The organism is Streptomyces guryensis, from assembly GCF_021261325.1.
GTDB lineage: Bacteria > Actinomycetota > Actinomycetes > Streptomycetales > Streptomycetaceae > Streptomyces > Streptomyces guryensis.
In genome coordinates, this window is sequence record NZ_JAJSBI010000008.1 from 49,433 (window position 1) to 74,978 (window position 25,546).

Genomic DNA, 25,546 nt, shown 5'->3' on the forward strand with positions numbered 1-25,546 from the left:
ACGGCCGTACCGGCCGCCCCGCCCTGGACGGTCAGCCGTCCAGCGACTCGATCGTCGCGTTGGACGCCGGGCGGGTGGCCCGGAGCTCGCGGGACACGTCCTCCGCCGCGCCCAGGACCCGTACCGAGTTCTGCCAGGTCAGCTTCGCCAGGTCGGGCTTCGACCAGCCCCGGTCCAGCAGCTCGGCGATCAGGTTCGGGTAGCCGGAGACGTCGTTCAGGCCGTCCGGGGTGAAGGCCGTGCCGTCGTAGTCGCCGCCGATGCCGAGGTGGTCGATGCCGGCGACCTCGCGCATGTGGTCCAGGTGGTCGGCGACCGTCGAGACGGTGGCGACCGGGCGCGGGCTGCGCTCCTCGAAGGCGCGGTGCAGCTTCATCGCCTCGGGGGACGTGTCGAGGTGGTGGAAGCCGTGGGAACGCAGGTTCTCGTCCGCGGCGGCCGTCCAGTCCACGGCCGCCTGGAGCACGAACTTCGGCACGAACGTCACCATCGCGACGCCCCCGTTGCCCGGCAGGCGCTCCAGGACGTCGTCCGGGATGTTGCGCGGGTGGTCGCAGACGGCACGCGACGAGGAGTGGGAGAAGATCACCGGCGCGGACGTGGCGTCCAGCGCGTCCCGCATCGTCGTCGCCGCCACGTGCGAGAGGTCGACCAGCATGCCGAGGCGGTTCATCTCCCGGACCACCTCGCGGCCGAAGGCCGACAGACCGCCGACGTTCGGCTCGTCGGTGGCCGAGTCCGCCCACGGGTTGTTGTCGTTGTGGGTGAGCGTCATGTAGCGCACGCCCAGCCCGTACAGACCGCGCAGCGTGCCGAGCGAGCAGGCGATGGAGTGGCCGCCCTCCGCACCCATGAGGGAGGCGATACGGCCGTCCGCGCGCGCCGCCTCCATGTCCGCGGCCGTCAGCGCCGGCGCCAGGTCCGCCGGGTACCGCGCCAGCAACTGCCGTACGCAGTCGATCTGTTCGAGCGTCGCGGGCACCGCGTCCGGCAGGTCCGAGCGGACGTACACCGACCAGTACTGCGCACCGACGCCGCCCTCGCGCAGGCGCGGGATGTCGGTGTGCAGATGGGCGTTCTGGTGTACGGCGATGTCGCGGGCGTCGAGGTCGTAGCGAACCTTGCGCAGCGCCCAGGGAAGGTCGTTGTGGCCGTCGACGACCGGGAACTCGCGCAGGAGCTCCCGGGCCGCCTCCAGCGGGGCGGAGGTCATCGCCCTCACTTCCCCGAGCCGAAGCCGAAGCCGCTCGACCCCTCGACCTTGGTGCGCAGGCGCTTGCCCTTCTCGGTGGCCTGGTCGTTCAGTTCCTGCTGGAACTCCCGCATACGGCCGAGGAGTTCGTCGTCCTGGGTGGCCAGGATGCGGGCCGCGAGCAGGCCCGCGTTGCGGGCGCCGGCAACGGAGACGGTCGCGACGGGCACACCGGCCGGCATCTGCACGATCGAGAGGAGGGAGTCCATGCCGTCGAGGTACTTCAGCGGCACCGGGACGCCGATCACCGGCAGCGGGGTGACGGAGGCCAGCATGCCCGGCAGGTGGGCCGCTCCCCCGGCGCCCGCGATGATCACCTTGAGTCCCCGTTCGGCGGCCTGCTCGCCGTACGTGATCATCTCGCGCGGCATGCGGTGCGCGGAGACGACGTCGACCTCGTAGTCGATCTCGAACTCGTCGAGGGCCTGGGCGGCTGCCTCCATGACGGGCCAGTCGGAGTCCGACCCCATGACGATGCCAACAACGGGGCTCATCTCATTCTCCTTGCATACCTCCTCGGCCTTGGCCGAGTGGTTCGGGTAGGTGCCCCGCTCATGCGCGGGAGCAGTTCATCAACGTTGCCGCACACCAAGATTCCCAGACTGCCAGACGGCTCACATTGAATGCGCTGGTGAGACGTGGGGGCCAGGTGCGTGCAGGCGTTGCGCCATCTGCCGGCTGCCCACGCCGCGGGCTGCGGCACCCAGCACGACCGGGACCACAACGCCGCGAAGAGCATTCTGGCCGCCGGGCCGGCGGTGCCGGCCTGTGGAGCGGGTGCAAGACCCCAACGGAGCTCCTCCGGGCGGGCAGTCGGCGATGAAGCAGGAAGCGTCATGGCGCGAGCCGTGACAGGCCCCTCCCGAAAGGGAGGAGCCGAGGTCACTCGGTGATCGTGCCTCTCAGGTAGCCGGCAGCGTGACGTGCGCGTTCGAGAACGTCGTCCACGTCGTCGCCGTAGGTGTTGACGTGGCCCACCTTGCGGCCGGGCTTCACGTCCTTGCCATACATGTGGATCTTCAGCTGGGGGTCACGCGCCATGCAGTGCAGATACGCGGAGTACATGTCCGGGTAGTCGCCCCCGAGGACGTTGACCATGACGGTCCACCTGGCGCGCGGGCGCGGGTCGCCGAGGGGGAGGTCGAGGACCGCGCGGACGTGGTTGGCGAACTGGCTCGTGATCGCACCGTCCTGGGTCCAGTGGCCCGAGTTGTGCGGGCGCATCGCCAGCTCGTTGACGAGGATGCGGCCGTCGCGGGTCTGGAACAGCTCGACGGCGAGGTGACCGACGACGTCCAGTTCCTTGGCGATGCGCAGCGCCATCTCCTCCGCCTGCAGGGCGAGGCCCTCGTCGAGGCCGGGGGCGGGCGCGATCACGGTGTCACAGACGCCGTTCACCTGCTGGGACTCGACGACCGGGTAGGCGACCGCCTGGCCGTGCGGGGAGCGCACGACGTTCGCCGCCAGCTCCCGGACGTAGTCGACCTTCTCCTCGGCGAGCACCGGGACGCCGGCACGGAACGGGTCCGCAGCCTCCTCCGCGGTCTCGACGACCCACACGCCCTTGCCGTCGTAGCCGCCGCGGACGGTCTTGAGGACGACCGGGAAGCCGTCACCCTCCGCCGCGAAGGCCACCACGTCCGCCGGGTCGCTCACGATCCGGTGCCGCGGGCACGGCACACCGATCGCGTCGAGCCGCGCACGCATCACGCCCTTGTCCTGGGCGTGCACGAGCGCGTCGGGGCCAGGGCGGACCGGGATGCCGTCCGCCTCCAGCGCCCGTAGATGCTCGGTGGGTACGTGTTCGTGATCGAAGGTGATCACATCGCAGCCCCTCGCGAACTCGCGCAGCGTGTCGAGGTCGCGATAGTCGCCGATGACGACATCGCCGACGACCTGCGCCGCGGAGTCCTGAGGGGTGTCACTGAGGAGCTTGAACCTGATGCCGAGCGGGATGCCTGCCTCGTGTGTCATACGAGCGAGCTGGCCTCCGCCGACCATGCCGACTACCGGGAACGTCACACCCCTAGGGTATCGGCCGCGCCACACTGGCCGGTTTCCGGCCGTTTCCGGGGCCTCTTACCCCCACCTTCCCGGGCTTTTCCGGTCCTCTTCCCGACCTCTATCCAGCCTGTGAACCCAACCACACGCGTTTGAGAAGGGGGGTGGTTAGCATGGCGGGGTTGACGAAACCGACCGAACGGGGGCCTGCACGGCCATGGGACATGGTTCCGCCGGGCTGCGAAGGCTCGCACACGAGGTTGCCAAGTTCGGTGCGGTGGGTGCCCTGGGCACCGTCGTGAACTTCGGAGTCTCCAATCTGCTCTGGCACCTCACGAGCCTGCAGGCCGTGCGCGCCAACGTGATCGCCACCGTGGTCGCGATCGGCGTCAACTACCTGGGCTTCCGCTACTTCACCTACCGGGACCGCGACAAGGGCGCCCGGACGAAGGAGCTCACCCTCTTCCTGGCCTTCAGCGCGGTCGGCCTGGTGATCGAGAACGGCATCCTTTACGCGGCCATCTACGGCTTCGGCTGGGAGAGCTCGCTGGAGCGCAACGTCTTCAAGGTCGTCGGTATCGGTATCGGCACGCTGTTCCGGTTCTGGTCGTACCGCACGTGGGTGTTCAAGGCACTGCCCGCCCACGAGGCCGTCGCCGACGCCGAATCGTTCCTGGAAGAGGCCGAGGCAGCCGAAGCCGAACGCCCGAAGCCCAAGGCCCACGCCGGCTGAACGCTCCGCGGACCGCGCCGGAGTGCGATCCACCGCAGGGCCGGCGAACCGACTGCCACTCCGCCCCCGGGCACCGGAAGAAGCCGATGCGGCCGAGGCCGAAAGCTCGAAGCCCAGACACACGCCAGCTCCGCGGACCGCGCCGGAGTGCGATCCACCGCAGGGCCGGCGAACCGACTGCCACTCCGCCCCCGGGCACCGGGCTTCGCCAGGGCGCTGAGAGCCTCTCCGAGGCGCCCGACCCGCGTGGGACGGACCGTCCGGCCGCAGCAGCCGGGCCTCGGTGCGTTTCGGGCGAGGTGTCGCTACCGGACCGTCGGCTCCTCGTCCTCGGCCGGCGGCCGCTTCAGCGGCGTACGGGACAGGAACAGGCCGAAGACCGGCGGCTGAGTCTGCAGCATCTCCAGGCGCCCGCCGTCCGCCTCCGCCAGGTCCCGCGCCACCGCCAGCCCGATGCCGGTCGAGTTCCGTCCGCTGATCGTGCGCTCGAAGATGCGCGCACCGAGGTCGGCGGGCACGCCCGGCCCCTCGTCGGTGACCTCCACGACCGCCTGGTTGCCGGTCACCCGGGTCCGCAGCGCCACCGTGCCCCCGCCGTGCATCAGCGAGTTCTCGATCAGCGCCGCCAGCACCTGCGCGACCGCGCCCGGCGTGGCGACCGCCTGCAGATGCCGTTTGCCGGAGCTCACGATCGCCCGCCCGGCCTGGCGGTAGGCGGGCCGCCACTCGGCGAGCTGCTGCTGGATGACCTCGTCGAGGTCGAAGGAGACGGCGTTGCCGGTGCGGGGGTCGCGGGAGTTGGTGAGCAGCCGCTCCACCACGTCCGTCAGCCGCTCGACCTGGGTGAGCGCGACATTGGCCTCCTCCTTCACCGTGTCCGGGTCGTCGGTGAGGGTGATCTCCTCCAGCCGCATCGACAGCGCGGTCAGCGGCGTACGCAGTTGGTGGGAGGCGTCGGCGGCCAGCCGCCGCTCGGCGGTGAGCATGCGGCCGATGCGCTCGGCGGAGGAGTCCAGCACGTCCGCCACCCGGTCCAGCTCGGGAACGCCGTACCGCTTGTGGCGGGGCCGCGGGTCGCCGGACCCCAGCCGCTCGGCGGTCTCCGCGAGGTCGGTGAGCGGGGAGGCGAGCCGGTTGGCCTGCCGGATGGCCAGCAGGACTGCGGCCACCACGGCGAGCAGCGCGACCAGCCCGATGATCAGCAGCGTCCGGCCGACCTCCTGGCTCACGGTCGAGCGCGGCTCCTCGACGACGACCCGCTCGCCCTCCTCGCCCATGGCCCGCCCGCGGATGACCTCACCCTCCGGCTTGGTCCCGACCTCGATGGCCGACTGCCCCGGGATCTCGATCACGGCGAACCGCTCCCCGGTGACCTGCCCCTTGAGCACCTCCGCGCTGACGGTCCCGGCCCCGATGAGCCGGCTGTCCACGATGCTGGCCAGTCGCTGCGCCTCGGAACTCACCCGTTCCTGGGCGCTGTTGCTGATGGTCCGTGTCTCGACGATGACGAGAGACACGCCGAAGACGGCGATGACCACGAGCACGACGGCAAGCGTGGACTGGATGAGACGACGACGCACGGGGCCCTCCGGGCAGTGGCTTTACGACGACCAGTGTGCCTCGGGCGCCCGACCGACTCCGACCGGCTCCAGCCGGCGTCTTCGCCGGCTCTTCGCTAGCTCTTCTCGAACCGGAAGCCCACACCGCGCACGGTGGCGATGTACCGGGGGTTCGCCGCGTCGTCGCCCAGCTTCTTGCGCAGCCAGGAGATGTGCATGTCGAGGGTCTTGGTGGACGACCACCAGGTGGTGTCCCACACCTCGCGCATCAGCTGGTCCCGGGTGACGACCCGCCCCGCGTCCCGCACCAGCACCCGCAGCAGGTCGAACTCCTTGGCGGTGAGCTGGAGTTCCTCGTCGCCCATCCACGCCCGGTGCGACTCGACGTCGATCCGCACGCCGTGCGTGGCAGGCGGCTGCGCCGGCTCGGCCGCACCGCGCCGCAGCAGGGCCCGGACACGGGCGAGCAGTTCGGCGAGCCGGAAGGGCTTGGTGACGTAGTCGTCGGCGCCGGCGTCGAGACCGACGACGGTGTCCACCTCGTCGGCACGCGCGGTCAGGATGAGGATCGGCACGGTGTGGCCTTCGGCCCGCAGCCGGCGGGCGACCTCGAGGCCGTCCATGCCGGGCAGGCCGAGGTCCAGCACGACCAGGTCGATGCCGCCGGCGTTTCCGGCGTCGAGCGCGGTCGGTCCGTCCTCGCGCACCTCGACCTCGTAACCTTCCCGGCGCAGGGCACGGGCCAGCGGCTCCGAGATGGACGCGTCGTCCTCGGCGAGCAGTACACGGGTCATGAGGTGATGGTAGTCCGCTCTTGACAGGTGCTGTGGTGTGATCGGCACCAGTGATTCTTACCTTTGGACACGCCGAGGCGAACCTGTGTCTGTGTGGCGTGCTCGTCGAAGAGACCTTGGAAAAGGTGCGTATGGTTCCACCTCCGCCTGTGATACGTGTCTCAAGTCCTTCCATATCCGGCACTGTCCTGCCGTATGGTGAAACAACGCCTGTAGCACTGCAGGGACCTTTGGCAACCACTTGACGCCGAAGGTCTCTTTTGTGTGCGGTAAACCCCCACCAGCACAGCAAGGAACGACCATGGCGTCCAGCCTGACGAAGGCCTCGGTCCGCCCGGGAACCCCCGGCTCCGAGAAGACCTTCTTCGGCCACCCTCGCGGTCTGGCCACCCTCTTCATGACCGAGATGTGGGAGCGATTCTCCTACTACGGCATGAGGGCCCTGCTCCCGCTCTACCTCGTGGCCCCGGGCGGCCTGCACCTGAACGCGGGCACGGCGACTGCGATCTACTCGGTGTACGTGTCGCTCGTCTACCTGCTCGCCCTGCCCGGCGGCTGGTTCGCCGACCGCGTGCTCGGCCCCCGCAAGACGGTCGCCGTCGCGGGCCTGATCATCATGCTCGGCCACCTGTGCCTCGCGCTGCCCGCGGCCGCCGGCTTCTTCGTCGGCCTGGGTCTCGTCGCCATCGGCTCGGGTCTGCTGAAGGCCAACATCTCCACGATGGTCGGCCATCTGTACAAGGGTCCGGACGACCCGCGCCGGGACGGTGGCTTCACGCTCTTCTACATCGGCATCAACATGGGCGCCTTCGTCGCGCCGTTCGCCATCGGCACCGTCGGTGAGAACGTCAACTGGCACCTGGGCTTCGCGCTGGCCGCGCTCGGCATGGCGCTGGGTCTGGCCCAGTACCTGCTGGGCAGCCGCCACCTGAGCGAGCAGAGCAGCGTGGTCCCGACCCCGCTCACGGCCCAGGAGAAGGCCGCCACGCTGCGCAAGGGCCTGATCTGGCTGGCCGTCGCGGCCGTCTTCTACGGCGTCGTCGGCGGCACCGGCCACTTCACCCTGAACTGGGCGCTGATCCCGCTCACCGTCATCGGCCTGATCGTGCCGATCTTCGTCATCGGCCGGATGCTGCGGGACAAGGACCTGGAACCGGCCGAGAAGTCGAAGGTGCGGGCGTACATCTGGTTCTTCGCCGCCGCCGCCGTCTTCTGGATGATCTACGACCAGGGTGGCTCGACCCTGTCGCTGTTCGCGAGCGGCTCGGCCAAGAACACGATCTTCGGCTGGGGCTTCCCGGTCTCCTGGTACCAGTCGGTCAACCCGGTCATGGTCATGACTCTGGCGCCGCTCTTCGCCTGGCTGTGGCTCTGGCTGAACCGGCGCGGCAACGAGCCGAGCACGATCGTGAAGTTCGCCTCCGGTCTGGTTCTGATCGGTGCGTCCTTCTTCGTCTTCCTCGCCCCGCTGTCGATCGCCGACGGCGGCCACAAGGCCGCGGCGATGTGGCTGGCCGCGATCTACTTCGTGCAGACCGTCGGCGAGCTGACGCTGTCCCCGGTGGGTCTGTCCGTGACGACGAAGATGGCGCCGAAGAAGTACGCCTCCCAGATGATGGGCGTCTGGTTCCTCGCGGTCACCGCGGGCGACTCGATCACGGCCCTGCTGTCGAACCCGGCCGTCGGTGGAGTCAACCTCGACAAGACGGGCTTCGTCGCCCTGGAGGCGGTGCTCGCCGTGATCGCGGGTGTCGCGGTGTGGATGTTCCGCAACAAGGTCAACAAGCTGATGGGCGACGTGCACTGACGTGGTCCTGGCCGAGGGCCGTTGCACCCGGTGGTGCAGCGGCCCTCTTTGTTGTCGACTCACAGTTGAGTGTGGCTGGTCGCGCCCAGGTGGCGGAGCCGCGTACCCGACCCAGCCCCGCGCCCCTCGAAGCCGCTACCGGCCCCGGCGGCCCGGCATGAACGTGAAGACTGCTGCGCCCGACAACACCGCCGTGCCCGCCACCAGGCCCAGGGCCTTCAGGGCGCCGTGGTCGCTGGAACCGGTCTCCGCCAGGCCCCCGCCGGACGAGGAGGACGACGTACCGCCCGAGCTGGACGACGAACCGCCCGACGCCCCGCTCGCCTGCTGCGTCGTGTCCAGGGTGAGGGAGGCCTCGGTCCTGTCGGGCTTGCAGGTGGTCGTCGTGCCCAGGGCGTTGATGGTCAGGACGCCCGGGGAAAGGGTCGACCTGCCGTCCGCGCCCGGCTTGTAGGTGCCCGTCAGGTCGGGGATGTCGATCGGGTCGCCGGACTTGATGTCCTTGGAGTTGGTCGGGCCCTCGACGTGCACCGTGCCCTTGTCGGCGCCGCCCAGGACGACCTCCATCGACGGCTTCACCGAGCCCTTGGGGATGTCGGCCGGGCTGTTCATCACGGACTTCTTGAACTGCACGGTGAGGTCGAAACCTCCGCCGTTCTTCCTGGCGTCGATCTGGATGGGCGAGGTCGCCTTCTTCTCGCCGATGGGCGACTGGCAGGTGTACGGGATCTCGACCTCCTTGCCGGTGAAGTCGGTCTGGTCGCCGCCGGTGCCGTCACTGGCGGAAGCCGAGGCCGAGGCGCTCGCCGTGTCGGAGGGCGAGGAGGACGGTGGCTGCGAGGCCGAGTCCGTCGGGTCCGGTGTCGTGCTCGACGTGCTGCCGTCGCCCGGCGTCACCGCGATCGTCGCCGCCTTCTGCACCGTCTCCTTCGGCGTGCACTTGGTGTCCGTCGACATGGCGTTGACGGTGTACGCGTCCGGAGTCAGCGTCACCTCGCCCGGTGCCGTCAGCTTCAGCGTGCCCTTCATGTCGGACAGCACCATGGGGGCGCCCTTGGGAATGGCCGGGTTCGTGCGCGTGCCCTGCATCGCGATGTCGGCGGCCTGAGCGCCGGCCGCCTTCAGCACCCCGGACGGCTGGACCGAGTTGGCGGGCAGGTCGATGATGTCCGGGTTCTTGGACGCGGCCTGGACGAACTTCCATACGACGTCCACCGTGTCGCCCACCTTCGCCGTGGCCGGCGCGGTGATCTCGACCTTCGTGGTGCCGTCGACGGGAGTGATGCCCGCGGGCGGCACGCAGTGCGTCGCGAACGACACCTCCGCGGCCTGCGCGGGCCCGGCGGCCAGGCCCAGCAGGATGCCTGCCGAGCCCAGTACCAGCGCGGCGCCCGCCGCACCCGCTCTCCCGCTGCCGACCGGTGTGACTCTCCTGCGCTTTCTCACGGGGGTCCCTTCCTGGTGGGAGTCGTAGGACTCGTCGGGCTGTCGTCGTGGTGCGGTGCGGAGAGCCGACCGGCCGTGCCCGGATCGGAGTCCGGGGTGAACCACGGCAGAGTCGAGTTCGAGGGGGGCTCGGGAGCCGCCCTGGTGGTGAACTTCGGGATGCGCAGGGTGAGTTCGGGCAGGTGGAGACCCCGGTGCCGGAGGCCGCCCGCGCGGCGCGGCCGTACCCGGTCCACGATCGCCATCCCGGCGCGGAACACCGCGGCCGGCACGACCACGCAGACCAGGAGCCAGAACAGGGTCACGCCCCAGGGGCGGCCCACGCCCCAGGGCTGCTCGGCGAGGACCTTCCCGTCGTACTTGAGCGAGACGGTGTAGTCGCCGTGCGCGCCCGCCGTGAGTTCGACGGGGAGCTTGAGCTGTGCCCTCTTGCCGGGCGCGATGGTGCCGCGCCACTCCTGGTCCTCCCACTGCGGGGCGAACACACCGTGGGAGGTGCCGAGTTGGAACACCGGGTTCCTGATCGCGGTGGTGCCGGCGTTGCCGACGGTGAGGACGAGGGTGCGGGAGGCCGGTGCGCCGAACCAGGTGAGAAGGCCGCTCGACCCGTCGAGCCGGGGGTCCGTGAGAACCGACAGACGCCCGCCGGACGGTTCGGCGGGGAGCGGTTCGACCGCGTGCCCGGCCACCTGGAAGACCGCGTCGGCCTGCGCCTTCGCGCCCTCGACGGTCGCCACGTGCACCACGCACGGGCACGGCACGGGCGGCTCGGCGACCGGCAGTTTCTTGCTGAAGGACCCCTTGGCGTCGGTGGTGACGGCCCTTCCGTCCGAGTTGGCGCAGGAGTTGGTGCCGCCGATCACGCCCCGGGACGGCGTCGACTGTCCGCAGACCAGCATCATCAGCAGGGCGTGCGCCCGCCAGCCGCTGCCGCTGACGGTGACCGAACCGCCGGTGCCGGCCTGGGACTTGGAGATCTCGACGGTCGGCCCGTCCGCCGAAGCGGTGCCCGCCAGGGGCAGCAGGAGCAGCGCGAGCACCGTCGACAACGCCACGATCCGCAGCTTGCCGTTCACGTCACCGCTCCCGTCAACTCGACTTCCGCACGCGGGGTTTCGGGCGCCTCGTCGTCGGCGGTACGGCGCCCGCGACGCCGTGGACGTCGTACGAGAAGCAGCGCGCCCCCTGCCGCCACCGCACCCGCGGCCCCCGTCACCGCTCCCCACGGCACGAACCGCGCCGCTGCCACGGCCGAATCGTGTGCGCCGCCCGTTGCCGTCACGGTCAGCCGCACGTCGACCGAGTCCAGGGCTGGGCGGTCGGGCCAGGGTTCGGTGAGACGGAGCCGGTGGCCGGGGCGGAGACGGACCGGCAGGGCCCGTGGGGCACGGTCGAGGACCGGCCCGAGGACACCGTCCGCGTGCACGGCGAGGCTCGGCACCAGGACCGTGGTGCCGCGGTTGACCAGGTCGTACGTGATGCGGTCGGCGCCCACGGCCAGGTGCTCGACGGTCAGCGCGGACAGCGCCGGTCCGCCCACCCGCAGCCGGACCGGGACCGTGGCCCTGCGGCCGTCCTGGTCACGGGCGACGATCTCGCCCGCGCGGTCGTCGTGCGCACTCACCGTGAACGGGACGTCGGCGCGAGTCCGGGCGGGCACCCGTACCCGGTCGGCGGCGAAGACGACCGGAACGCCGCTGCCACTCAGCCGCACCGTGACCACCCGCCCACTCCGGTTGACCACGGACACCGTGTCCTGCAGAACCGCCCCGGGCACACCCTCGGCGTAGAACGACGGCCGCGCCCCGCCGGAGGGCACGAGCACCCAGCCGTCGGCGGCCGAGGCCGACGGGGCAGCGGTCATCACCAGCAGCAGGGACACAAGCAGGACGCGGGCAGCAGACGACATCCGGCGGCTCCAGTGGTCTTATGACAGAGGTCTCAGCAGGTCGGGCGAAGCCGGCTGCGGGACCGGCAGCGCCCCTCAGGGGCGCGGGGCCGTGTTGATTTGCGGCTCCGCCGCGTGGGCGCGACCAGCCACGATGAAGCCGCGGACAACCGACGACGTATCGCGGCACAACCAGCGGAGCACCTAGCGGCGAACCGTCTGATTCCGCCGGCTCAGCCACAGCGCGCCGCCCGCTCCGGCAAGGAGAACCGTGCCGCCAAGCGTCCCAAGCGCGACCGCGGAGTCGTCCGGCCCGGTCTGCGGAAGGGAGCCCCCGGAATCCGTACCGCCCTGACTGCTCCCGGAGGAGCCCCCACCCGCAGCCGTCACGTCGAGGCTGAGCGCCGGCCCCGGGCTGTTCGACGGCGTGCACGTGGTCGTCGTACCGAGCGCCTTGATGGTGAGGATGCCCGGCGTGAAGGTGACCGTGCCGGTCTTCTTCGGCGTGTACGTGCCCGTCAAGTCGTTGATCTTGATGGGGGTGTTGGCGGGGATCGCCGCCTGGTTGGCGGGCCCGGAGACGGACACCGTGCCAGTGCCGGCGCCGCCCAGCACGATGGTGGCGCTCGGGCTCATCGCGCCCTTGCCCAGTTCGACCGGGCTGGACGAGACGCCCTTCTGCCAGGACATGGTGAGCCGGTAGCCGCTGCCGCTCTTGACGCCCTTGATGTCGATGGGCGAGACGGCGCTCTTGTTGCCGATCGGTGTCCTGCACTGGTAGTTGACGTCGACGACCTTGGCCTCGGCCGCGGGGGCGGCGAGCAGCACCGCCGAGCCGGCCAGGGCCGCGGCGGACGCGAGCGCGGCGGTTCGATTCCGGTACGACACGGTTCCGCTCCCTCTTCGAGATCCTCGAGTTCCTCTGCCATTTCCTGACGGCACATCAGATTCGGCCGTCAAGGTACGCCCGGGGCCTTGAGGAGGGAAGAGACGGTGCGCGCCGGAGTTGTGGGGATCCGGCGCACGGGGGAGGGGGTTCGAGTGGAGGGGGTGACCGTGAGTAACACGGGGCTGGTGTACGCGCGGCATCTCCGGCACGCCCGGCAGGCAGCGGGCGACTGGTGGCGGGCGCCGAGGCGTCGAGGGTGTGCACCTGGGGGCGGTTCGCGGCGTGGCCGGAGCGGCACGCTCCGCCGCGGGCCGGTTGCCCGGCCCCTTCAGCGCGTCGCAGGCGAGCCTGGAGGGCGTGCCCGCCCGGCGGAAACCGATTACGCCGGGGCGCCCAGCTCCGCCCACACGGTCTTGCCGGCCGCTCCGGGTGTCCGTACGACACCCCAGTCCAGGCAGAGCCGCTGGACGATGAACATGCCGTGCCCGCCAGGGCGGCCCGCGCGGTGCGGGGTGCGGGGCGCGGGCTGGCCCGCCCCCTTGTCGGAGACCTCGATGCGGATGACCTTGTTGTCGCAGGCGATCCACAGCTCGTCCGGGCCGTCGGCGTGCAGACAGGCGTTGGTGACCAGCTCGGAGACGACGAGCAGCACGTCCTCGGCGGCGGCCCGCTGGTCGGCGGTGGCGGCGGGCAGCCAGCCCCACGCGTACAGCGCCTGGCGCGTGAAGTCGCGGGCGAGCGGCACGACGCCGCTCTCGCCGTCGAAGTTCAGCCTGCGGACCTGACCGCCACCCGCGGACGACACGGGCGCAGCCGACGACGGGGCGTCGTCGCCCTCGGACGCCCCGGAAGCGCCGCTGGGCTCCGGGCCGCGGTCGCCCGGCGAGTAAGGCCGGGTGGTGCTCATCAGCGCTTCACCTCACCGATTCACCGATTCACCAGTTCACGATTCAAGAGTCGGTACCGCACCTCGACGGTGGATCCGTCGCTGTGCCGCCGACACGTTGCTGCCGACATGTTCAGGTTGTCCCTGCCGACAGGATGTCTCCTGCCCGGCCGAACCGGCAGAACACCCCCCTATTCGGCCCGGAGGCCGTGGCGCCCGGAAAGTGCCGGTCACACAGGGGTGAGTGGGACAGGACACAGGGTCGCGGGCGGCGGCCGGGCTCAGCCTCAGCCGGCCTCATCGGCCAGGGCCGCCTCGAGCGTGTCATGGACGGTGAAGACCGCTTCCGCCCCGGTGATCTCGAAGACGCGCGCCACCACGGGCTGCATCCCCGCGAGATGCACCCCGCCCCCCGCGGCCTCCGCCTTGAGGCGCGCGCCCAGCAGCACATTGAGTCCGGTGGAGTCGCAGAACTCCAGCCGCGAGCAGTCCACCACCAGCCGGCTGAACCCCTTGGCGAGGCAATCCTCGAGTGGCTCACGCAACAGATCGGCGGTGTGGTGATCCAACTCACCCACCGGGGTCACGACGGCGCTGGAGCCCTCTTCCCCGACCTCCACCAGTAGCCGGCCAGACTGTGCGCTGCCGACCGTCCCGCGGTCCATGCCGTCTTTCTCCCGACGTCGTGGCTGCTGACTCACGCCCTCGAACACTACGCCTTCCTCACACTCTCCGACACCCGAACAACCGCACGCAAACGGACATATACCCACAGAACGCACTTGCGGCGAGCGTGGGAAAGCGGGTAGGGCTAGTAGGGATACGTAACCGACACGGCCGGCTTTGGAGGCGCCGCACACCGCAGTGCACGCACTGGCTTCGGCAGCCATATGCCGAGAACGATGGAGGACATCATGTCACCCCGGCTCGACGCATCGCATACCCAGGAGGCGACGTCGGCATCCCCTCCGGAACATCTGGATCCCATCGAGAGCATCGAGAGCAACGACCCAGACGCATCTGCCGGGCTCACCGGGCTGGCAGGCCTTCCGGAGATCCCCCCGTACGACGAAGTGGGACCGGTAGACGCACGAGCGCTCTCCAAGACCCTCTTCGAGCGCCTTGAGTCCCTTGAGGAAGGCACGCACGAATACTCGTACGTCCGTAACACCCTCGTCGAGCTCAACCTCGCGCTGGTCAAGTTCGCCGCCTCCCGTTTCCGCTCACGGAGCGAGCCGATGGAGGACATCATCCAGGTCGGAACGATCGGCCTGATCAAGGCGATCGACCGGTTCGAACTGGCCCGGGGCGTCGAGTTCCCCACGTTCGCCATGCCGACCATCGTCGGGGAGATCAAGCGCTTCTTCCGCGACACCTCGTGGTCCGTGCGCGTACCGCGCAGGCTGCAGGAGCTCCGGCTCGACCTGGCCAAGGCCGGCGACGAGCTGGCCCAGAAGCTCGACCGGGCGCCGACGGTGGCGGAGCTCGCGGAGCGCCTGGAGCTGACCAAGGACGAGGTCGTCGAGGGCATGGCGGCGTCGAACGCGTACACCGCCTCCTCGCTGGACGCCCAGCCCGAGGAGGACGACGCCGAGGGCGCGCTCGCGGACCGGATCGGGTACGAGGACCACGGACTCGAAGGCATCGAGTACGTGGAGTCGTTGAAACCGCTGATCGCCGAACTCCCGCCCCGGGACCGGCAGATCCTCTCCCTGCGTTTCGTCGCGGGCCTGACCCAGTCGGAGATAGGCGAAGAGCTCGGCATCTCGCAGATGCATGTGTCGCGGTTGCTGTCGCGGACACTGGTGCGGTTGCGCAAGGGCCTGACGCTCGAGGAGTGACGGCCTCCCCTGCCTCTTTCTGAGCGCGGTACGTCCGGTCGCCGGGCGTGCCGCGCTCAGACGTTCTCTGGGTTACCCACAGAAACTCTTTCCCCAGAGGTTGCCATCCATCACTATGGGCCCCCATACCCGCCGGTAGGTCGAATCCCGGCGGGCTGCAAGGGTGCAAGGAGGCGGGTGGATGGCTCGGGCCGACGGGACCGGCAACGGAGTCGAGACCGGGGGCGGCCGGGGTTCTGGGGGTGTCCCCCGGCAAGAGGTGCATGCGGGCGCGTCCGACGCGCGGCTGACGGAACTGCTGCGCAGCAGCACCCCCACCGTCTATCCGGCCCTGCAGGAACTCCGCGCCCGGCACCAGCCCTCGGTCCTCGCCTACGCCCGGCTGTGCACGGCGAGCGAGTCCGCCGCACGGCAACTGGCGGCGCAGGCGTTCACCCTGGCGGCCCGGCAGACGGCGCGCGGCACCGAACCCCTGGTCCCCCTCCGTCTTCAACTCCTCCTGCTGACCGGCCGGACGGCCACCTCCTGGGTGACCGGTGAACGGGCGGGCGGGCTCGACCCCGGCCTGCTGCTCCTCCTGACCACGGCGGGCCCGGACGCCCCCGTACCGCCCATGCTGACCGCCTTCCGGTCCCTCCCGTCCCGCGCCCAGGGCCTCGTCTGGTACGGCGTCGTGGAACAGGAGTCGCAGGACAGAACGGCCGCCCTCCTCGGCCTGACCCGTGAGGACGTGGGCCACGAGACCGCGTCCGCACTCCAGGCCATGGGGCAGGCATGTCTGCGCTCCCGGCTGGCCGCGTCGGCCGACCCCCGCTGCGGCAACTTCGGCCGGCTCATCGAGGAGTCGGTACGGCCCGACAGCCCGCGCACCAGCACCGATCTGCGGGCCCACATGGTGCACTGCGTCCACTGCACGGCGGCCTACGAGGAACTGTCGGCCCTGCGCGACGCCCCACGCACCGCGCTGGCCGAGGGCCTGCTGCCCTGGGCGGGCGAGGCGTACACCACGTCCGACGCACCGCGTCCCGAGGCCCGTGCGGACGTCACGCCCGACGCAACGCGCGCCAAGGCCCGTGCGGACGGCTCGCCCTGGCCGCCCTCCCCGCGCCTCCTGCTGACCTCGATCGCCGTCGGCGTGGCCCTGGCGCCCCTGCTCGTCTTCCTTCTCTCCCAGGCCGCTTCACCGGCCTCGCCGCCTCAGGAGGCGGCGGGAGCGGTGCGCACGCCGACGATCCCGCCGCAGGTCACGGTGACGGCGACGGTCTCCGCTGTGCCCTCGCCGTCACCCTCGGCATCGGCGACGAGCAGGTCGCCGTCACCGACGAGGAGCAGGAGTTCCTCCCCCTCCAAGTCGCCCTCGAAGGCGCCTTCGAAGTCACCGAAGCCTTCCGCCTCCCCCACCCACGCCCCGAACGGCACGTTCGCGCAGATCGTGAACGTCGCCTCGGGCCGGTGCCTGGACGTCCGCGACGGCGACTTCGAGAACGGCACGGACGTCATCACGGCCCCCTGCTCCTCGTCCCGCACCCAGCGCTGGCGCGTCGACTCCGCGCGCGCAGTGGTGCAGTCGTCCGCCGACCCGGAATTCTGCCTGGACAGCCGGGGTGATGTGGACAGGGGTGTGGGCATCTGGGAGTGCGGCTCGGTGTACGGCGGCAACGGCCAGAACCTCATGTTCACCGTCGATGAAGACGGGGTGATCCGCCCCGCGGTCGCCATCGAGACCGCGCTGACTCCGCACTGGGGCGACGGGCTGTCGCTGCGACCGCTGGACGGGGGCGCCGAGCAGCGATGGCGGGCGGGGGCTTCCTGACCAGGGAGCCTTCTCAGACCTCCCGCACACCCCGGCGCCACACCCCGGTGACCAGCGGCACGCCCGGCCGGTAGGCGAGGTGTACGTGGCTCGGGGCGTCGAGGGTGACGAGGTCCGCGCGGGAGCCGGGGCTCAGCCGGCCGATGTCGTCCCGGCGCAGGGCCCGGGCACCGCCCGCCGTGGCCGACCAGACCGCCTCGTCCGGGGTCATCCCCATGTCCCGTACCGCGAGGGCGATGCAGAAGGGGACGGAGGAGGTGAAGGACGAGCCGGGGTTGCAGTCGGTGGAGAGGGCGACGGTGGCGCCGGCGTCGAGGAGACGGCGGGCGTCGGGCCACTCGGCGCGGGTGGAGAACTCGGCGCCGGGGAGGAGGGTGGCGACCGTCGCGCCGTTGGCGAGCGCGTCCACATCCGCGTCCGTGAGGTGGGTGCAGTGGTCGGCGCTTGCCGCATCGAGCTCGACCGCCAACTGCACGCCGGGGCCGTAGGAGAGCTGGTTGGCGTGGATGCGCGGGTGCAGGCCCTTTGCCTTGCCCGCGGTGAGGACCGCGCGGGCCTGGTCGCCGTCGAAGGCGCCCTTCTCGCAGAAGACGTCGACCCAACGGGCGTACGGCGCACAGGCGTCGAGCATCTCGCCGGTGACCAGGGCGACGTAGCCGGCGGGGTCGTCGGCGTAGTCGGGGGAGACGATGTGGGCGCCGAGGTAGGTGACCTCGTCGGTGTGGGCGGCGGCGATGCGCAGGGCGCGGGACTCGTCTTCGGTGGTCAGGCCGTAGCCGGACTTGGTCTCGAAGGTCGTCGTGCCCTGGCGCAGGGCCTCGGCGAGGTAGCGGGTGAGGTTGGCCTCCAGCTCCTCGTCGCTCGCGGCGCGGGTGGCGGCGACGGTGGTGCGGATGCCGCCCGCGCTGTACGACCGCCCGGACATCCGGGCGTTGAACTCCTGGGTCCGGTCGCCCGCGAAGACCAGGTGGGAGTGCGAGTCGACGAAGCCGGGGAGGACCGCCCGGCCGCCGGCGTCGACCCGGTTGTCAGTGGCGGGTGCTTTGCTTGATTCACCGGTCCACGCGACACGGTCGCCGTCGATGACGAGCGCCGCGTCCTGGATCAGGCCGAGGGGGGAGCCGTCACCGAGGGAGGGGTCGTTGGTGACCAGCGTGGCGATGTTGGTGATGACGGTGCTGCTCATCGTCGTGTCCTCATGGGTGGCCGGACGGGGAAGTGTGGTCAGCCGCGAAGGGCTTCGACGGCTTGTGCCAGGGCCTGCGGCACATCCGGTACGAGCGCGTGCGCGCCGTCGCGTACGACGTGGCGGCCGCCGACGATCGTGTGCCGTACGTCCGCCGCGGTCGCGGCGAATACGGCGGTCTCGGCGCCGAGCCTGGGCAGCGGCCCCGCTGTCCTGACGGAGTCGAGCGCGATCGTGGTGAGGTCGGCGAGGGAGCCCTGTTCGATCCTGCCCGCCTCGTCCCAGCCGAGGGCGGCGTGGCCGTCGGCCGAGGCCGCGCGCAGCAGTGCGGCGGCGGTCCAGTGGCCGCGGCTGCGGGTGCGCAGGCGTTCGTTGAGCTCCATCGCGCGTGCCTCTTCGAGCAGGTCGACGACGGCGTGGCTGTCGGAGCCGAGACAGAGCGGGGAGCCCTCGTTCTGCAGGGCGACGGCCGGTCCGATGCCGTCCGCGAGGTCCCGCTCGGTCGTCGGGCACATGCAGGTGCCGGTGCCGGAACCGCCGATGAGGGAGATGTCCTCGGCGGTGAGGTGGGTGTTGTGGACGCCGGTGGTGCGCGGGCCGAGCACGCCGTGCAGGGCGAGGAGCTGGGTCGGGGTGCACCCGTGGACCTCCAGGCAGGCCTCGTTCTCGGCGGTCTGCTCCGACAGGTGCACATGGAGCGGGGCCCGCCGTTCCTCGGCCCATCGCGCCACGGTCGCCAACTGGTCGGCGGGCACGGCCCGTACGGAGTGGATCGCCGCACCGATCCGCGCGTGATCCCGTTCCTTGAGAACTGAACAGCGTTCGGCCCAGGCCTCCGCGCCGCCGTCGGAGAAGCGCAGCTGGTGGGTGTTGGGCGGCTCGCCGCCGGGCCGGTTCGAGAGGCCGGAGGAGAGGTAGACGGTGTCGAGGAGGGTGATGCGGATGCCGGCGTCGGCGGCAGCCGCGATGAGGGCCTCGCCCATGGCGTTGGGGTCGGCGTAGGGGGTGCCGCCGCGTGCGTGGTGGACGTAGTGGAACTCGCCGACGGAGGTGACGCCTGCCAGCGCCATCTCGGCGTACACGGCGCGGGCGAGCGCGTGGTACGTGTCCGGGGTCAGCCTGTCGGCGATCGAGTACATGACCTCGCGCCAGGTCCAGAAGGTGCCGGAGCCGACCTGGACGGTGGAGCGCAGGGCACGGTGGAAGGCGTGCGAGTGGGCGTTCGCCAGTCCCGGCAGTGTGAGTCCGCGCAGGATCTCGGCGCCGGGGGGCGGGGTGGGCACGTCGGTGCGGACGCCTGCGATGCGGCCGTCGCTCACGTCGAGGGCGACTCCCGGCTCGACGTGGGTGTCGAGCCAGGCGTGCTCCAGCCAGTACGTCCGCGTGTGGGGGTGCGTCACCTGCAGGCCAGCCCTTCCAGTACGTCGGCGAGTGCGAGCACCCCGGCCACGCAGTCGTCCTCGGCGGCGAACTCGGCCGGGGAGTGCGAGACGCCCGTGGGGTTGCGCACGAACAGCATGGCGGTCGGGATGCTCCCGGAGAGGATTCCGGCGTCGTGTCCGGCACCGGTACCCAGGACGGGGACCGTGATGTCGGTGTCCTTGCCGAGGATGCGGGCCAGTTCATCGCGCAGGGCGTGGTCGAACTCGACGACGGGCGTGAAGGACTCACGGACCACGTCGAGCTCGATGCCGTGTGCGGCGGCGTACTCGCGGGCCGCGTTCTCGATCCCGCCGACCACGGCGTCGAGGCGCTCCTGGTCCTCGGCGCGGGAGTCGAGCCAGCCGCGTACGAGCGAGGGGATGGCGTTGACGCCGTTCGGCTCGACGGTGATCTTGCCGAAGGTGGCGACGGCACCGGCGAGTTCGGCCTCCCGACGGGCGGCGAGCACGGTCTCGGCGTACGACAGCATGGGGTCGCGCCGGTCGACGAGACGGGTCGTGCCGGCGTGGTTGGCCTCGCCCCGGAAGTCGAACCGCCAGCGCCCGTGCGGCCAGATGGCACTGGCGATGCCGATCCGGTCGCCGGACCCCGCGGCGGAGCCGCTATCGGACAGCGCCAGCGCCCGCCCCTGCTCGACGTGCAGTTCGACGAAGGCGCCGATGCGCCCGAGCCGATCCGGGTCCGCCCCGATGGCGTCGGGGTCGTATCCGGCGGCCTCCATGGCACGCGGGAGGCTGATCCCGTCGCCGTCGGTCAGCTTGTGGGCCTTCTCGACGGTGAGCTGTCCGGCGGTCAGCCGCGACCCGACACAGGCCAGTCCGAACCGGGCGCCCTCCTCGTCACCGAAGTTGACGATGGCGAGGGGCTTGCTGAACTCCACTCCCCTCCCGCGGAGTTCGTCGAGCGCGGCGAAGGAGGACACGACGCCCAGGGGCCCGTCGAAGGCACCCCCGTCGGGCACGGAGTCGAGATGCGACCCCGTGACGACGGCGTCCCCGGCGCCCGGATCCCCGAGCCAGGCCCACTGATTCCCGTTCCGGTCGACCTCGTACGCCAACCCGCGTGCCTCGGCCTGCTCCTTGAACCAGGCCCGGCACTCGGCATCGGCACCGGTCCACGCGAAGCGCCGGTAACCACGGGAGTCGGGGTGCCGCCCGATGGGGAGCAGCTCGCGCCACATCGAGTGAAAGGAACTGCCGGCCGGCACAGGCCCTGAGCCGCCAGGCTGTGGGCAGTCGTTCCGCAGGGCGGAACGGGTGGGCAGAGCCGAACCCGCAGGCGGCGACGAGTCCGCGGCCTCCACCGGAGGGTTGCCGCGCCGCTCATCTCCCGGAAGGGTCACGCGTCGTCACCCTCACCCATAGGCACCCGCACACCCCGCTCGTCGGCGACCGACTCGGCGATGTCGTACCCGGCGTCGACATGCCGGATGACACCCATGCCGGGGTCGTTCGTCAGCACCCGGCGGATCTTCTCCCCGGCGAGCTTGGTGCCGTCGGCGACCGAGACCTGCCCCGCGTGGATGGACCGCCCCATACCCACACCGCCACCGTGGTGGATGGACACCCAAGACGCCCCGGACGCGACGTTCACCATGGCGTTCAGCAGCGGCCAGTCGGCGATCGCGTCGGATCCGTCGAGCATGGCCTCGGTCTCGCGATACGGGGACGCCACGGACCCGCAGTCCAGATGATCCCGCCCGATGGCCAGCGGAGCCGCCAGCTCACCGCTCGCGACCATGTCGTTGAACCGCTCGCCCGCCTTGTCCCGCTCGCCGTAGCCGAGCCAGCAGATACGCGCGGGCAGGCCCTGGAAGTGGACCCGCTCCCCCGCCATCTTGATCCAGCGGGCGAGGGACTCGTTCTCGGGGAACAGGTCCAGGATCGCCTTGTCGGTCTTCGCGATGTCGGACGCCTCACCCGACAGGGCGGCCCACCGGAAGGGCCCCTTGCCCTCGCAGAACAGCGGCCGGATGTACGCGGGCACAAAACCCGGGAACGCGAACGCCCGCTCGTATCCAGCGAGTTGGGCCTCGCCGCGGATCGAGTTGCCGTAGTCGAAGACCTCCGCACCGGCATCCATGAAGCCGACCATCGCCTCGACATGCTTGGCCATCGACTCCCGCGCGCGCACCGTGAACCCGGCCGGGTCCTTGGCCGCCGCGTCCGCCATGTCGTCGAAGTCGACGCCCAGCGGCAGGTACGCAAGCGGGTCGTGGGCCGAGGTCTGGTCAGTGACGATGTCGATGGGGGCGCCCTCGGCGAGCATGCGGGGCAGCAGTTCGGCGGCGTTGCCCAGCAGGCCGATGGAGAGCGGGCGGCGGGCGTCGCGGGCCTCGACCGCGAGCTGGAGGGCGTGCTCCAGGCTGTCGGCCCTGACGTCCAGGTACCGGTGCTCGATACGGCGCTCGATGGCGCGCGGGTCGCAGTCGATGCAGAGGGCGACGCCGTCGTTCATGGTCACGGCGAGGGGCTGGGCGCCGCCCATGCCGCCGAGGCCGGCGGTGAGGGTGATCGTCCCGGCGAGGGTGCCGCCGAACTTCTTCGCGGCGACGGCGGCGAAGGTCTCGTAGGTGCCCTGGAGGATACCCTGGGTGCCGATGTAGATCCAGGAGCCGGCGGTCATCTGGCCGTACATGGTCAGGCCGAGGGCCTCCAGGCGGCGGAACTCCTCCCAGTTGGCCCAGTCGCCGACCAGGTTGGAGTTGGCGATGAGGACGCGCGGGGCCCACTCGTGGGTCTGCATGACGCCGACCGGGCGGCCGGACTGGACCAGCATGGTCTCGTCCTGCTTCAGCCCCTTCAGCGTCCGCACCATCGCGTCGAAGGAGCGCCAGTCGCGGGCCGCCTTGCCCGTGCCGCCGTAGACGACGAGCTTGTCGGGGTGCTCGGCGACCTCCGGGTCGAGGTTGTTCTGCAGCATCCGCAGGGCGGCTTCCTGCTGCCATCCCAGGGCGCTCAGTTCCGTACCGCGCGGCGCTCGTACGGGGCGGGGTCCTGACATGGTCTGCCTCCTAGCGGATTGTTGCTGCCGTTATTCACATCCTGACCTTCTGAATAGAACTAGTCAATACATCCGCGGGCCAGCGTGGGCCCACCGCAGATGTTTGGCTGGATACACGGGCACAGAAGACGAGGAACGGGGGATGTCATGGACGGCAGGTACGGGGACGGGGACGGGGCCGAGCGGACGACCCGGCGTGACGACGCGGTACGGGCCGCCGTGGAGCAGGGACTGCTGGGGCCCGGCACCCCCATCGTGGGGCTGCTCGACGTCACCGGCATCCGGGAGGCGACCGCCGAGCTGCGGGCCGCGTTCGACGCGGTCACGGCGCCCGGCACACCCGTGCTGCACGCCTTCGCGGTGAAGGCGACCCCGCTGGTGCCGGTGCTGCGGCTGCTGCGCGCGGAGGGGATCGGCGCGGAGGTGGCGAGCCCGGGCGAGCTGGCGCTGGCGCGGGCGGCCGGGGTGGCGCCGAACCGTACGGTTTTGGACTCGCCCGCGAAGACACCGGCCGAACTGCGGGAGGCGCTGGCGCTGGGGATCGCCGTCAACGCGGACAACCCGCAGGAGCTGGCGCGCATCGACGGCCTGATGCGGTCGGCCACCAGCCGCTCCCCGCTCGGGATCCGGGTGAACCCGCAGGTCGGCGGGGGCTCCATCGAGGCGACGTCGACCGCGACGACGACTTCGAAGTTCGGGGTGGCGCTGCGCGACGAAGGGGCGCGCGAGTGGGTCGTACGGGCGTACGCGGACCGCCCGTGGCTGACACGGCTGCACGCGCACACCGGGTCCCAGGGCATTCCGCTCTCGCTGATGGTGCGGGGCGCGGCCGAGGCGTATGCGCTCGCGGAGGAGATCAACCGGCGGCTCGGGCGCCCGCAGATCGACACGCTCGACATCGGCGGCGGGCTGCCGGTGAACTTCGGCTCGGACGGCACGACACCGACGTACGCGCAGTACGCGCGGCTGCTGAGCGAGGCGGTGCCGGGATTGTTCGGCGGGCGGTACGGGCTGGTGACCGAGTTCGGGCGGTCGCTGCTGGCCAAGCACGGCACGGTGGTGGCCCGGGTGGAGTACGCCAAGAGCGCGGGCGGCCGGCCGGTCGCGGTCACACACGCGGGTGTGCAGGTGGCGACGCGGACGGTGTACGCGCCCGGGGCGTGGCCGCTCAGGATCGCCGCCTACGACGGCAAGGGGCGCGCCAAGGCGGGCCCGGCGGTCGTGCAGGACGTCGCCGGACCCGCCTGCTTCTCGGGCGACCTGCTGGCCGAGGGACGGGCGCTGCCGCTGCTGGAGCAGGGGGACTACGCGGCAGCGCTGGACACGGGGGCGTACTACTTCGCGCACCACTACGCGTACAACTCCCTTGCCCGGCCCGGGATCTACGGCTTCGCGCCGGACGGGGCCGGGGGCATCGCCTTCGCGACCGTCCGGGAGCCGCAGAGCCTCGACGAGATCGTGGCCGAGGCAGGAGGGGCGCACACGGACTCGCTCACCACCCTGCGCGCGCCTGACCACCGTTGACGCACCCCGGTGGATCCGATGGTCAACTATGGGGGAATCAAGGCAAGTTGACCCACCTTAGTCGCCCGCCGCATGTTCCACTGGAAAATGCCAGAATGCTCACCCCTCGCGCACACGTTGCGTAGTTTCGGCGTCACTCAGCCGAACCGCAGGCGGGAGGGGAGCCACGGTGCCCGGAATCGACGAGTGTCTGCTGGAAGCGATGCGACTGCCCGGTGCGCGGGGGGCCGCGCTGATCGACTGGATGAGCGGGCTGGCCCTGGGCGTCGTCGGGGAGTCCCCGGGCGGCGATCAGGAGACGGCCGCGGTGGAGGCCGCCGAGATCGCCCGGCTGGCCGCCGAGCAGCACGCGTTCGCGCCCGCCGCCGATCCGGACGACGGCGCGGCCGCCGACGCGGATCCACCGGTCGAGGACCTGATCGTCAGCAACCGGGACAGCTATCACGTGCTGCGGTTCGTCGGGGCCTCCTTCGACGGCAGCGTCTTCCTGCACCTGTGGCTGGCCCGCGCGGAGGGCAACCTCGCCCTGGCGCGCATCCGGCTGGGCGAGATGGCCGAACGGCTGGTGCTGGCATGACCGCGGTCCGGACGGCGGAACCCCCGCGCCTGCCCGTGCGCAGCAAGACCGCGGCCGGCGAGCGGGGGTGGGGCGGCGTCTCGCCGATGCTGACCCGGCTCGCCGCCGAGCGGGCCACCGGCGTCCTGGTCCGCGAGCGCGGCACCCTTCACCTCGCCGACGGCCTGGTCGTGCACGCCGAGAGCCCGTCCGCACCCGGCCTGGACACCCTCCTCACGGCCCACGGCACGCTGCCCCCCGAGGCCTGGCAGCGGGCGCTCACGGAGGCGGACGACGGTCGCGGAGTCGCCCGCCATCTCGTCGACGGCGGCCATCTCACCCCCGGCGCACTGGAGTTGTGCCACCTGACGGCCGTGTACGACGCCGCGTACTTCGCCCTCGCCCCCAGCAGCACGCCCGGCCGCTTCCGCTACGGCACCGCACACCGGCTCGGCCCGATCCGCCCGGTCCCGGTGGCCGCCCTGGAACACGAGACGCTGCGCCGCCGCGACCTCCTCCACCGCATCTGGCCGGACCCGGGGACGGACGAGGCCCCCCTGATCCGCGCGGACCCCGTGGCGGCCCCCGCCCTCACCCGCCGCCAGCAGACGGTGCTGGACCGGGTGAACGGCGTGCGCACGGCGCCGGACATCGCCCGCGAACTGGGCCGCCTGGCCTTCCACACACTGGTGGACGTGCGGCGGCTGATGGCGGCGGGAGTCGTGTCACCACTGCCCAGGCCCGCACACCCGAAGCCCACCGAGCCGAGGCGCGCCGAGCCGAGGCGCGCCCGCGGCGAGCCGCCGCCGGTGCCGGTTCCGGTGCCGGTGCCGACCGGCCTCGTAGAGCTGCCGCCCGATCCCCACACCACCTTGCTGAAGAGGCTCAGGGATGCGCTGGAGGCCCTTTGACTGGTTCGAGAGGA

At 71.3% G+C, this 25,546-nt stretch carries 22 protein-coding genes; 7 read left to right on the forward strand and 15 right to left on the reverse strand.

Features of this window, described 5'->3' with window-relative positions:
* Window positions 1-31 precede the first annotated feature (31 nt).
* The 3 genes from LJ657_RS17755 to LJ657_RS17770 form a co-directional block, all read right to left on the reverse strand.
* The gene (locus LJ657_RS17755) at window positions 32-1,213 is read right to left on the reverse strand and encodes a dipeptidase (RefSeq protein ID WP_232649596.1); all 1,182 of its coding nucleotides are present in this window, start codon (window positions 1,211-1,213) and stop codon (window positions 32-34) included.
* Window positions 1,214-1,218: 5 nt separating this feature from the next.
* Window positions 1,219-1,746 carry a 5-(carboxyamino)imidazole ribonucleotide mutase gene (purE, locus tag LJ657_RS17760; RefSeq protein WP_232649597.1) on the reverse strand — a complete coding sequence of 176 codons (528 nt, stop codon included), beginning with the start codon at window positions 1,744-1,746 and terminating at the stop codon, window positions 1,219-1,221.
* A 388-nt stretch (window positions 1,747-2,134) separates the two neighbouring features.
* Window positions 2,135-3,274: a 5-(carboxyamino)imidazole ribonucleotide synthase gene (locus LJ657_RS17770; RefSeq protein WP_232649598.1), complete on the reverse strand. Its 1,140-nt coding sequence runs from the start codon at window positions 3,272-3,274 to the stop codon at window positions 2,135-2,137.
* Window positions 3,275-3,470: 196 nt separating this feature from the next.
* Between LJ657_RS17770 and LJ657_RS17775 the strand changes: the two genes are divergently transcribed.
* Complete coding sequence (locus LJ657_RS17775; protein WP_232649599.1) at window positions 3,471-3,986, forward strand: GtrA family protein; 516 nt, start codon at window positions 3,471-3,473, stop codon at window positions 3,984-3,986.
* 305 nt (window positions 3,987-4,291) lie between these two features.
* Here the strand turns inward: LJ657_RS17775 and LJ657_RS17780 are convergent, their stop codons facing one another.
* Together LJ657_RS17780 and LJ657_RS17785 are read right to left on the reverse strand one after the other, a co-directional pair.
* Entirely contained in the window at window positions 4,292-5,566 is a 1,275-nt protein-coding gene (locus LJ657_RS17780) for a sensor histidine kinase (protein ID WP_232649600.1), read from the reverse strand.
* 95 nt (window positions 5,567-5,661) lie between these two features.
* The gene (locus tag LJ657_RS17785; RefSeq protein ID WP_030941720.1) at window positions 5,662-6,339 is read right to left on the reverse strand and encodes a response regulator transcription factor; all 678 of its coding nucleotides are present in this window, start codon (window positions 6,337-6,339) and stop codon (window positions 5,662-5,664) included.
* A 301-nt stretch (window positions 6,340-6,640) separates the two neighbouring features.
* On the opposite strand from LJ657_RS17785, the gene LJ657_RS17790 reads away from it, so the two are divergent.
* A complete protein-coding gene (locus LJ657_RS17790) occupies window positions 6,641-8,146 on the forward strand; it encodes a peptide MFS transporter (protein WP_232649601.1) in 1,506 nt (501 codons plus the stop codon).
* Window positions 8,147-8,281: 135 nt separating this feature from the next.
* On the opposite strand, the gene LJ657_RS17795 is transcribed toward LJ657_RS17790, so the two are convergent.
* The 6 genes from LJ657_RS17795 to LJ657_RS17820 form a co-directional block, all read right to left on the reverse strand.
* Window positions 8,282-9,592, reverse strand: coding sequence for a hypothetical protein (locus tag LJ657_RS17795; protein WP_232649602.1), 1,311 nt, complete (start codon window positions 9,590-9,592; stop codon window positions 8,282-8,284).
* Window positions 9,589-10,668 (reverse strand): hypothetical protein, encoded by a 1,080-nt coding sequence (locus LJ657_RS17800; RefSeq protein ID WP_232649603.1) that lies wholly within the window; start codon window positions 10,666-10,668, stop codon window positions 9,589-9,591. Before LJ657_RS17800 ends, LJ657_RS17795 begins: the two co-directional genes overlap by 4 nt.
* Window positions 10,665-11,501 carry a hypothetical protein gene (locus LJ657_RS17805; RefSeq protein ID WP_232649604.1) on the reverse strand — a complete coding sequence of 279 codons (837 nt, stop codon included), beginning with the start codon at window positions 11,499-11,501 and terminating at the stop codon, window positions 10,665-10,667. The genes LJ657_RS17800 and LJ657_RS17805 overlap by 4 nt, the downstream gene beginning before the upstream one ends.
* 183 nt (window positions 11,502-11,684) lie before the next feature.
* Complete coding sequence (locus LJ657_RS17810) at window positions 11,685-12,368, reverse strand: LPXTG cell wall anchor domain-containing protein (RefSeq protein WP_232649605.1); 684 nt, start codon at window positions 12,366-12,368, stop codon at window positions 11,685-11,687.
* Between the two features lie 380 nt (window positions 12,369-12,748).
* Window positions 12,749-13,276, reverse strand: coding sequence for an ATP-binding protein (locus LJ657_RS17815; RefSeq protein WP_232649606.1), 528 nt, complete (start codon window positions 13,274-13,276; stop codon window positions 12,749-12,751).
* A gap of 266 nt (window positions 13,277-13,542) precedes the next feature.
* Entirely contained in the window at window positions 13,543-13,920 is a 378-nt protein-coding gene (locus LJ657_RS17820; RefSeq protein ID WP_232649845.1) for an STAS domain-containing protein, read from the reverse strand.
* 237 nt (window positions 13,921-14,157) lie between these two features.
* Here LJ657_RS17820 and LJ657_RS17825 point away from each other — a divergent pair, with 237 nt between their 5' ends.
* Together LJ657_RS17825 and LJ657_RS17830 are read left to right on the forward strand one after the other, a co-directional pair.
* A complete protein-coding gene (locus LJ657_RS17825) occupies window positions 14,158-15,096 on the forward strand; it encodes an RNA polymerase sigma factor SigF (RefSeq protein ID WP_232649607.1) in 939 nt (312 codons plus the stop codon).
* A 181-nt stretch (window positions 15,097-15,277) separates the two neighbouring features.
* The gene (locus tag LJ657_RS17830; RefSeq protein ID WP_232649608.1) at window positions 15,278-16,909 is read left to right on the forward strand and encodes a ricin-type beta-trefoil lectin domain protein; all 1,632 of its coding nucleotides are present in this window, start codon (window positions 15,278-15,280) and stop codon (window positions 16,907-16,909) included.
* A 13-nt stretch (window positions 16,910-16,922) separates the two neighbouring features.
* Here the strand turns inward: LJ657_RS17830 and hutI are convergent, their stop codons facing one another.
* From hutI to hutU, 4 genes are all read right to left on the reverse strand, one after another.
* Window positions 16,923-18,095: an imidazolonepropionase gene (gene hutI / locus LJ657_RS17835; protein ID WP_232649609.1), complete on the reverse strand. Its 1,173-nt coding sequence runs from the start codon at window positions 18,093-18,095 to the stop codon at window positions 16,923-16,925.
* 38 nt (window positions 18,096-18,133) lie between these two features.
* A complete protein-coding gene (locus LJ657_RS17840; protein WP_232649610.1) occupies window positions 18,134-19,495 on the reverse strand; it encodes a formimidoylglutamate deiminase in 1,362 nt (453 codons plus the stop codon).
* A complete protein-coding gene (locus LJ657_RS17845) occupies window positions 19,492-20,718 on the reverse strand; it encodes an allantoate amidohydrolase (RefSeq protein WP_232649611.1) in 1,227 nt (408 codons plus the stop codon). The genes LJ657_RS17840 and LJ657_RS17845 overlap by 4 nt, the downstream gene beginning before the upstream one ends.
* A gap of 158 nt (window positions 20,719-20,876) precedes the next feature.
* Complete coding sequence (gene hutU / locus LJ657_RS17850) at window positions 20,877-22,541, reverse strand: urocanate hydratase (RefSeq protein WP_232649612.1); 1,665 nt, start codon at window positions 22,539-22,541, stop codon at window positions 20,877-20,879.
* 147 nt (window positions 22,542-22,688) lie between these two features.
* Here hutU and LJ657_RS17855 point away from each other — a divergent pair, with 147 nt between their 5' ends.
* From LJ657_RS17855 to LJ657_RS17865, 3 genes are all read left to right on the forward strand, one after another.
* A complete protein-coding gene (locus tag LJ657_RS17855; protein WP_232649613.1) occupies window positions 22,689-24,065 on the forward strand; it encodes a type III PLP-dependent enzyme domain-containing protein in 1,377 nt (458 codons plus the stop codon).
* A gap of 169 nt (window positions 24,066-24,234) precedes the next feature.
* Window positions 24,235-24,642 carry a hypothetical protein gene (locus LJ657_RS17860; RefSeq protein ID WP_232649614.1) on the forward strand — a complete coding sequence of 136 codons (408 nt, stop codon included), beginning with the start codon at window positions 24,235-24,237 and terminating at the stop codon, window positions 24,640-24,642.
* Window positions 24,639-25,532 (forward strand): transcriptional regulator, encoded by an 894-nt coding sequence (locus tag LJ657_RS17865; protein WP_232649615.1) that lies wholly within the window; start codon window positions 24,639-24,641, stop codon window positions 25,530-25,532. The genes LJ657_RS17860 and LJ657_RS17865 overlap by 4 nt, the downstream gene beginning before the upstream one ends.
* The last annotated feature ends 14 nt before the right edge of the window (window positions 25,533-25,546 follow it).

Excerpts from the sequence above, each read along its gene's own strand:
- LJ657_RS17785 (WP_030941720.1), bottom strand. The coding sequence starts at position 6,339 with ATGACCCGTGTACTGCTCGCCGAGGACGACGCGTCCATCTCGGAGCCG.
- LJ657_RS17845 (WP_232649611.1), bottom strand. The coding sequence starts at position 20,718 with ATGTGGCGCGAGCTGCTCCCCATCGGGCGGCACCCCGACTCCCGTGGT.
- LJ657_RS17865 (WP_232649615.1), top strand. The coding sequence starts at position 24,639 with ATGACCGCGGTCCGGACGGCGGAACCCCCGCGCCTGCCCGTGCGCAGC.
- LJ657_RS17790 (WP_232649601.1), top strand. The coding sequence starts at position 6,641 with ATGGCGTCCAGCCTGACGAAGGCCTCGGTCCGCCCGGGAACCCCCGGC.
- hutI (WP_232649609.1), bottom strand. The coding sequence starts at position 18,095 with ATGAGCAGCACCGTCATCACCAACATCGCCACGCTGGTCACCAACGAC.
- LJ657_RS17755 (WP_232649596.1), bottom strand. The coding sequence starts at position 1,213 with ATGACCTCCGCCCCGCTGGAGGCGGCCCGGGAGCTCCTGCGCGAGTTC.
- hutU (WP_232649612.1), bottom strand. The coding sequence starts at position 22,541 with ATGTCAGGACCCCGCCCCGTACGAGCGCCGCGCGGTACGGAACTGAGC.
- LJ657_RS17820 (WP_232649845.1), bottom strand. The coding sequence starts at position 13,920 with ATGGACCGCGGGACGGTCGGCAGCGCACAGTCTGGCCGGCTACTGGTG.
- LJ657_RS17775 (WP_232649599.1), top strand. The coding sequence starts at position 3,471 with ATGGGACATGGTTCCGCCGGGCTGCGAAGGCTCGCACACGAGGTTGCC.
- LJ657_RS17825 (WP_232649607.1), top strand. The coding sequence starts at position 14,158 with ATGGAGGACATCATGTCACCCCGGCTCGACGCATCGCATACCCAGGAG.
- purE (WP_232649597.1), bottom strand. The coding sequence starts at position 1,746 with ATGAGCCCCGTTGTTGGCATCGTCATGGGGTCGGACTCCGACTGGCCC.
- LJ657_RS17855 (WP_232649613.1), top strand. The coding sequence starts at position 22,689 with ATGGACGGCAGGTACGGGGACGGGGACGGGGCCGAGCGGACGACCCGG.
- LJ657_RS17830 (WP_232649608.1), top strand. The coding sequence starts at position 15,278 with ATGGCTCGGGCCGACGGGACCGGCAACGGAGTCGAGACCGGGGGCGGC.
- LJ657_RS17805 (WP_232649604.1), bottom strand. The coding sequence starts at position 11,501 with ATGTCGTCTGCTGCCCGCGTCCTGCTTGTGTCCCTGCTGCTGGTGATG.
- LJ657_RS17815 (WP_232649606.1), bottom strand. The coding sequence starts at position 13,276 with ATGAGCACCACCCGGCCTTACTCGCCGGGCGACCGCGGCCCGGAGCCC.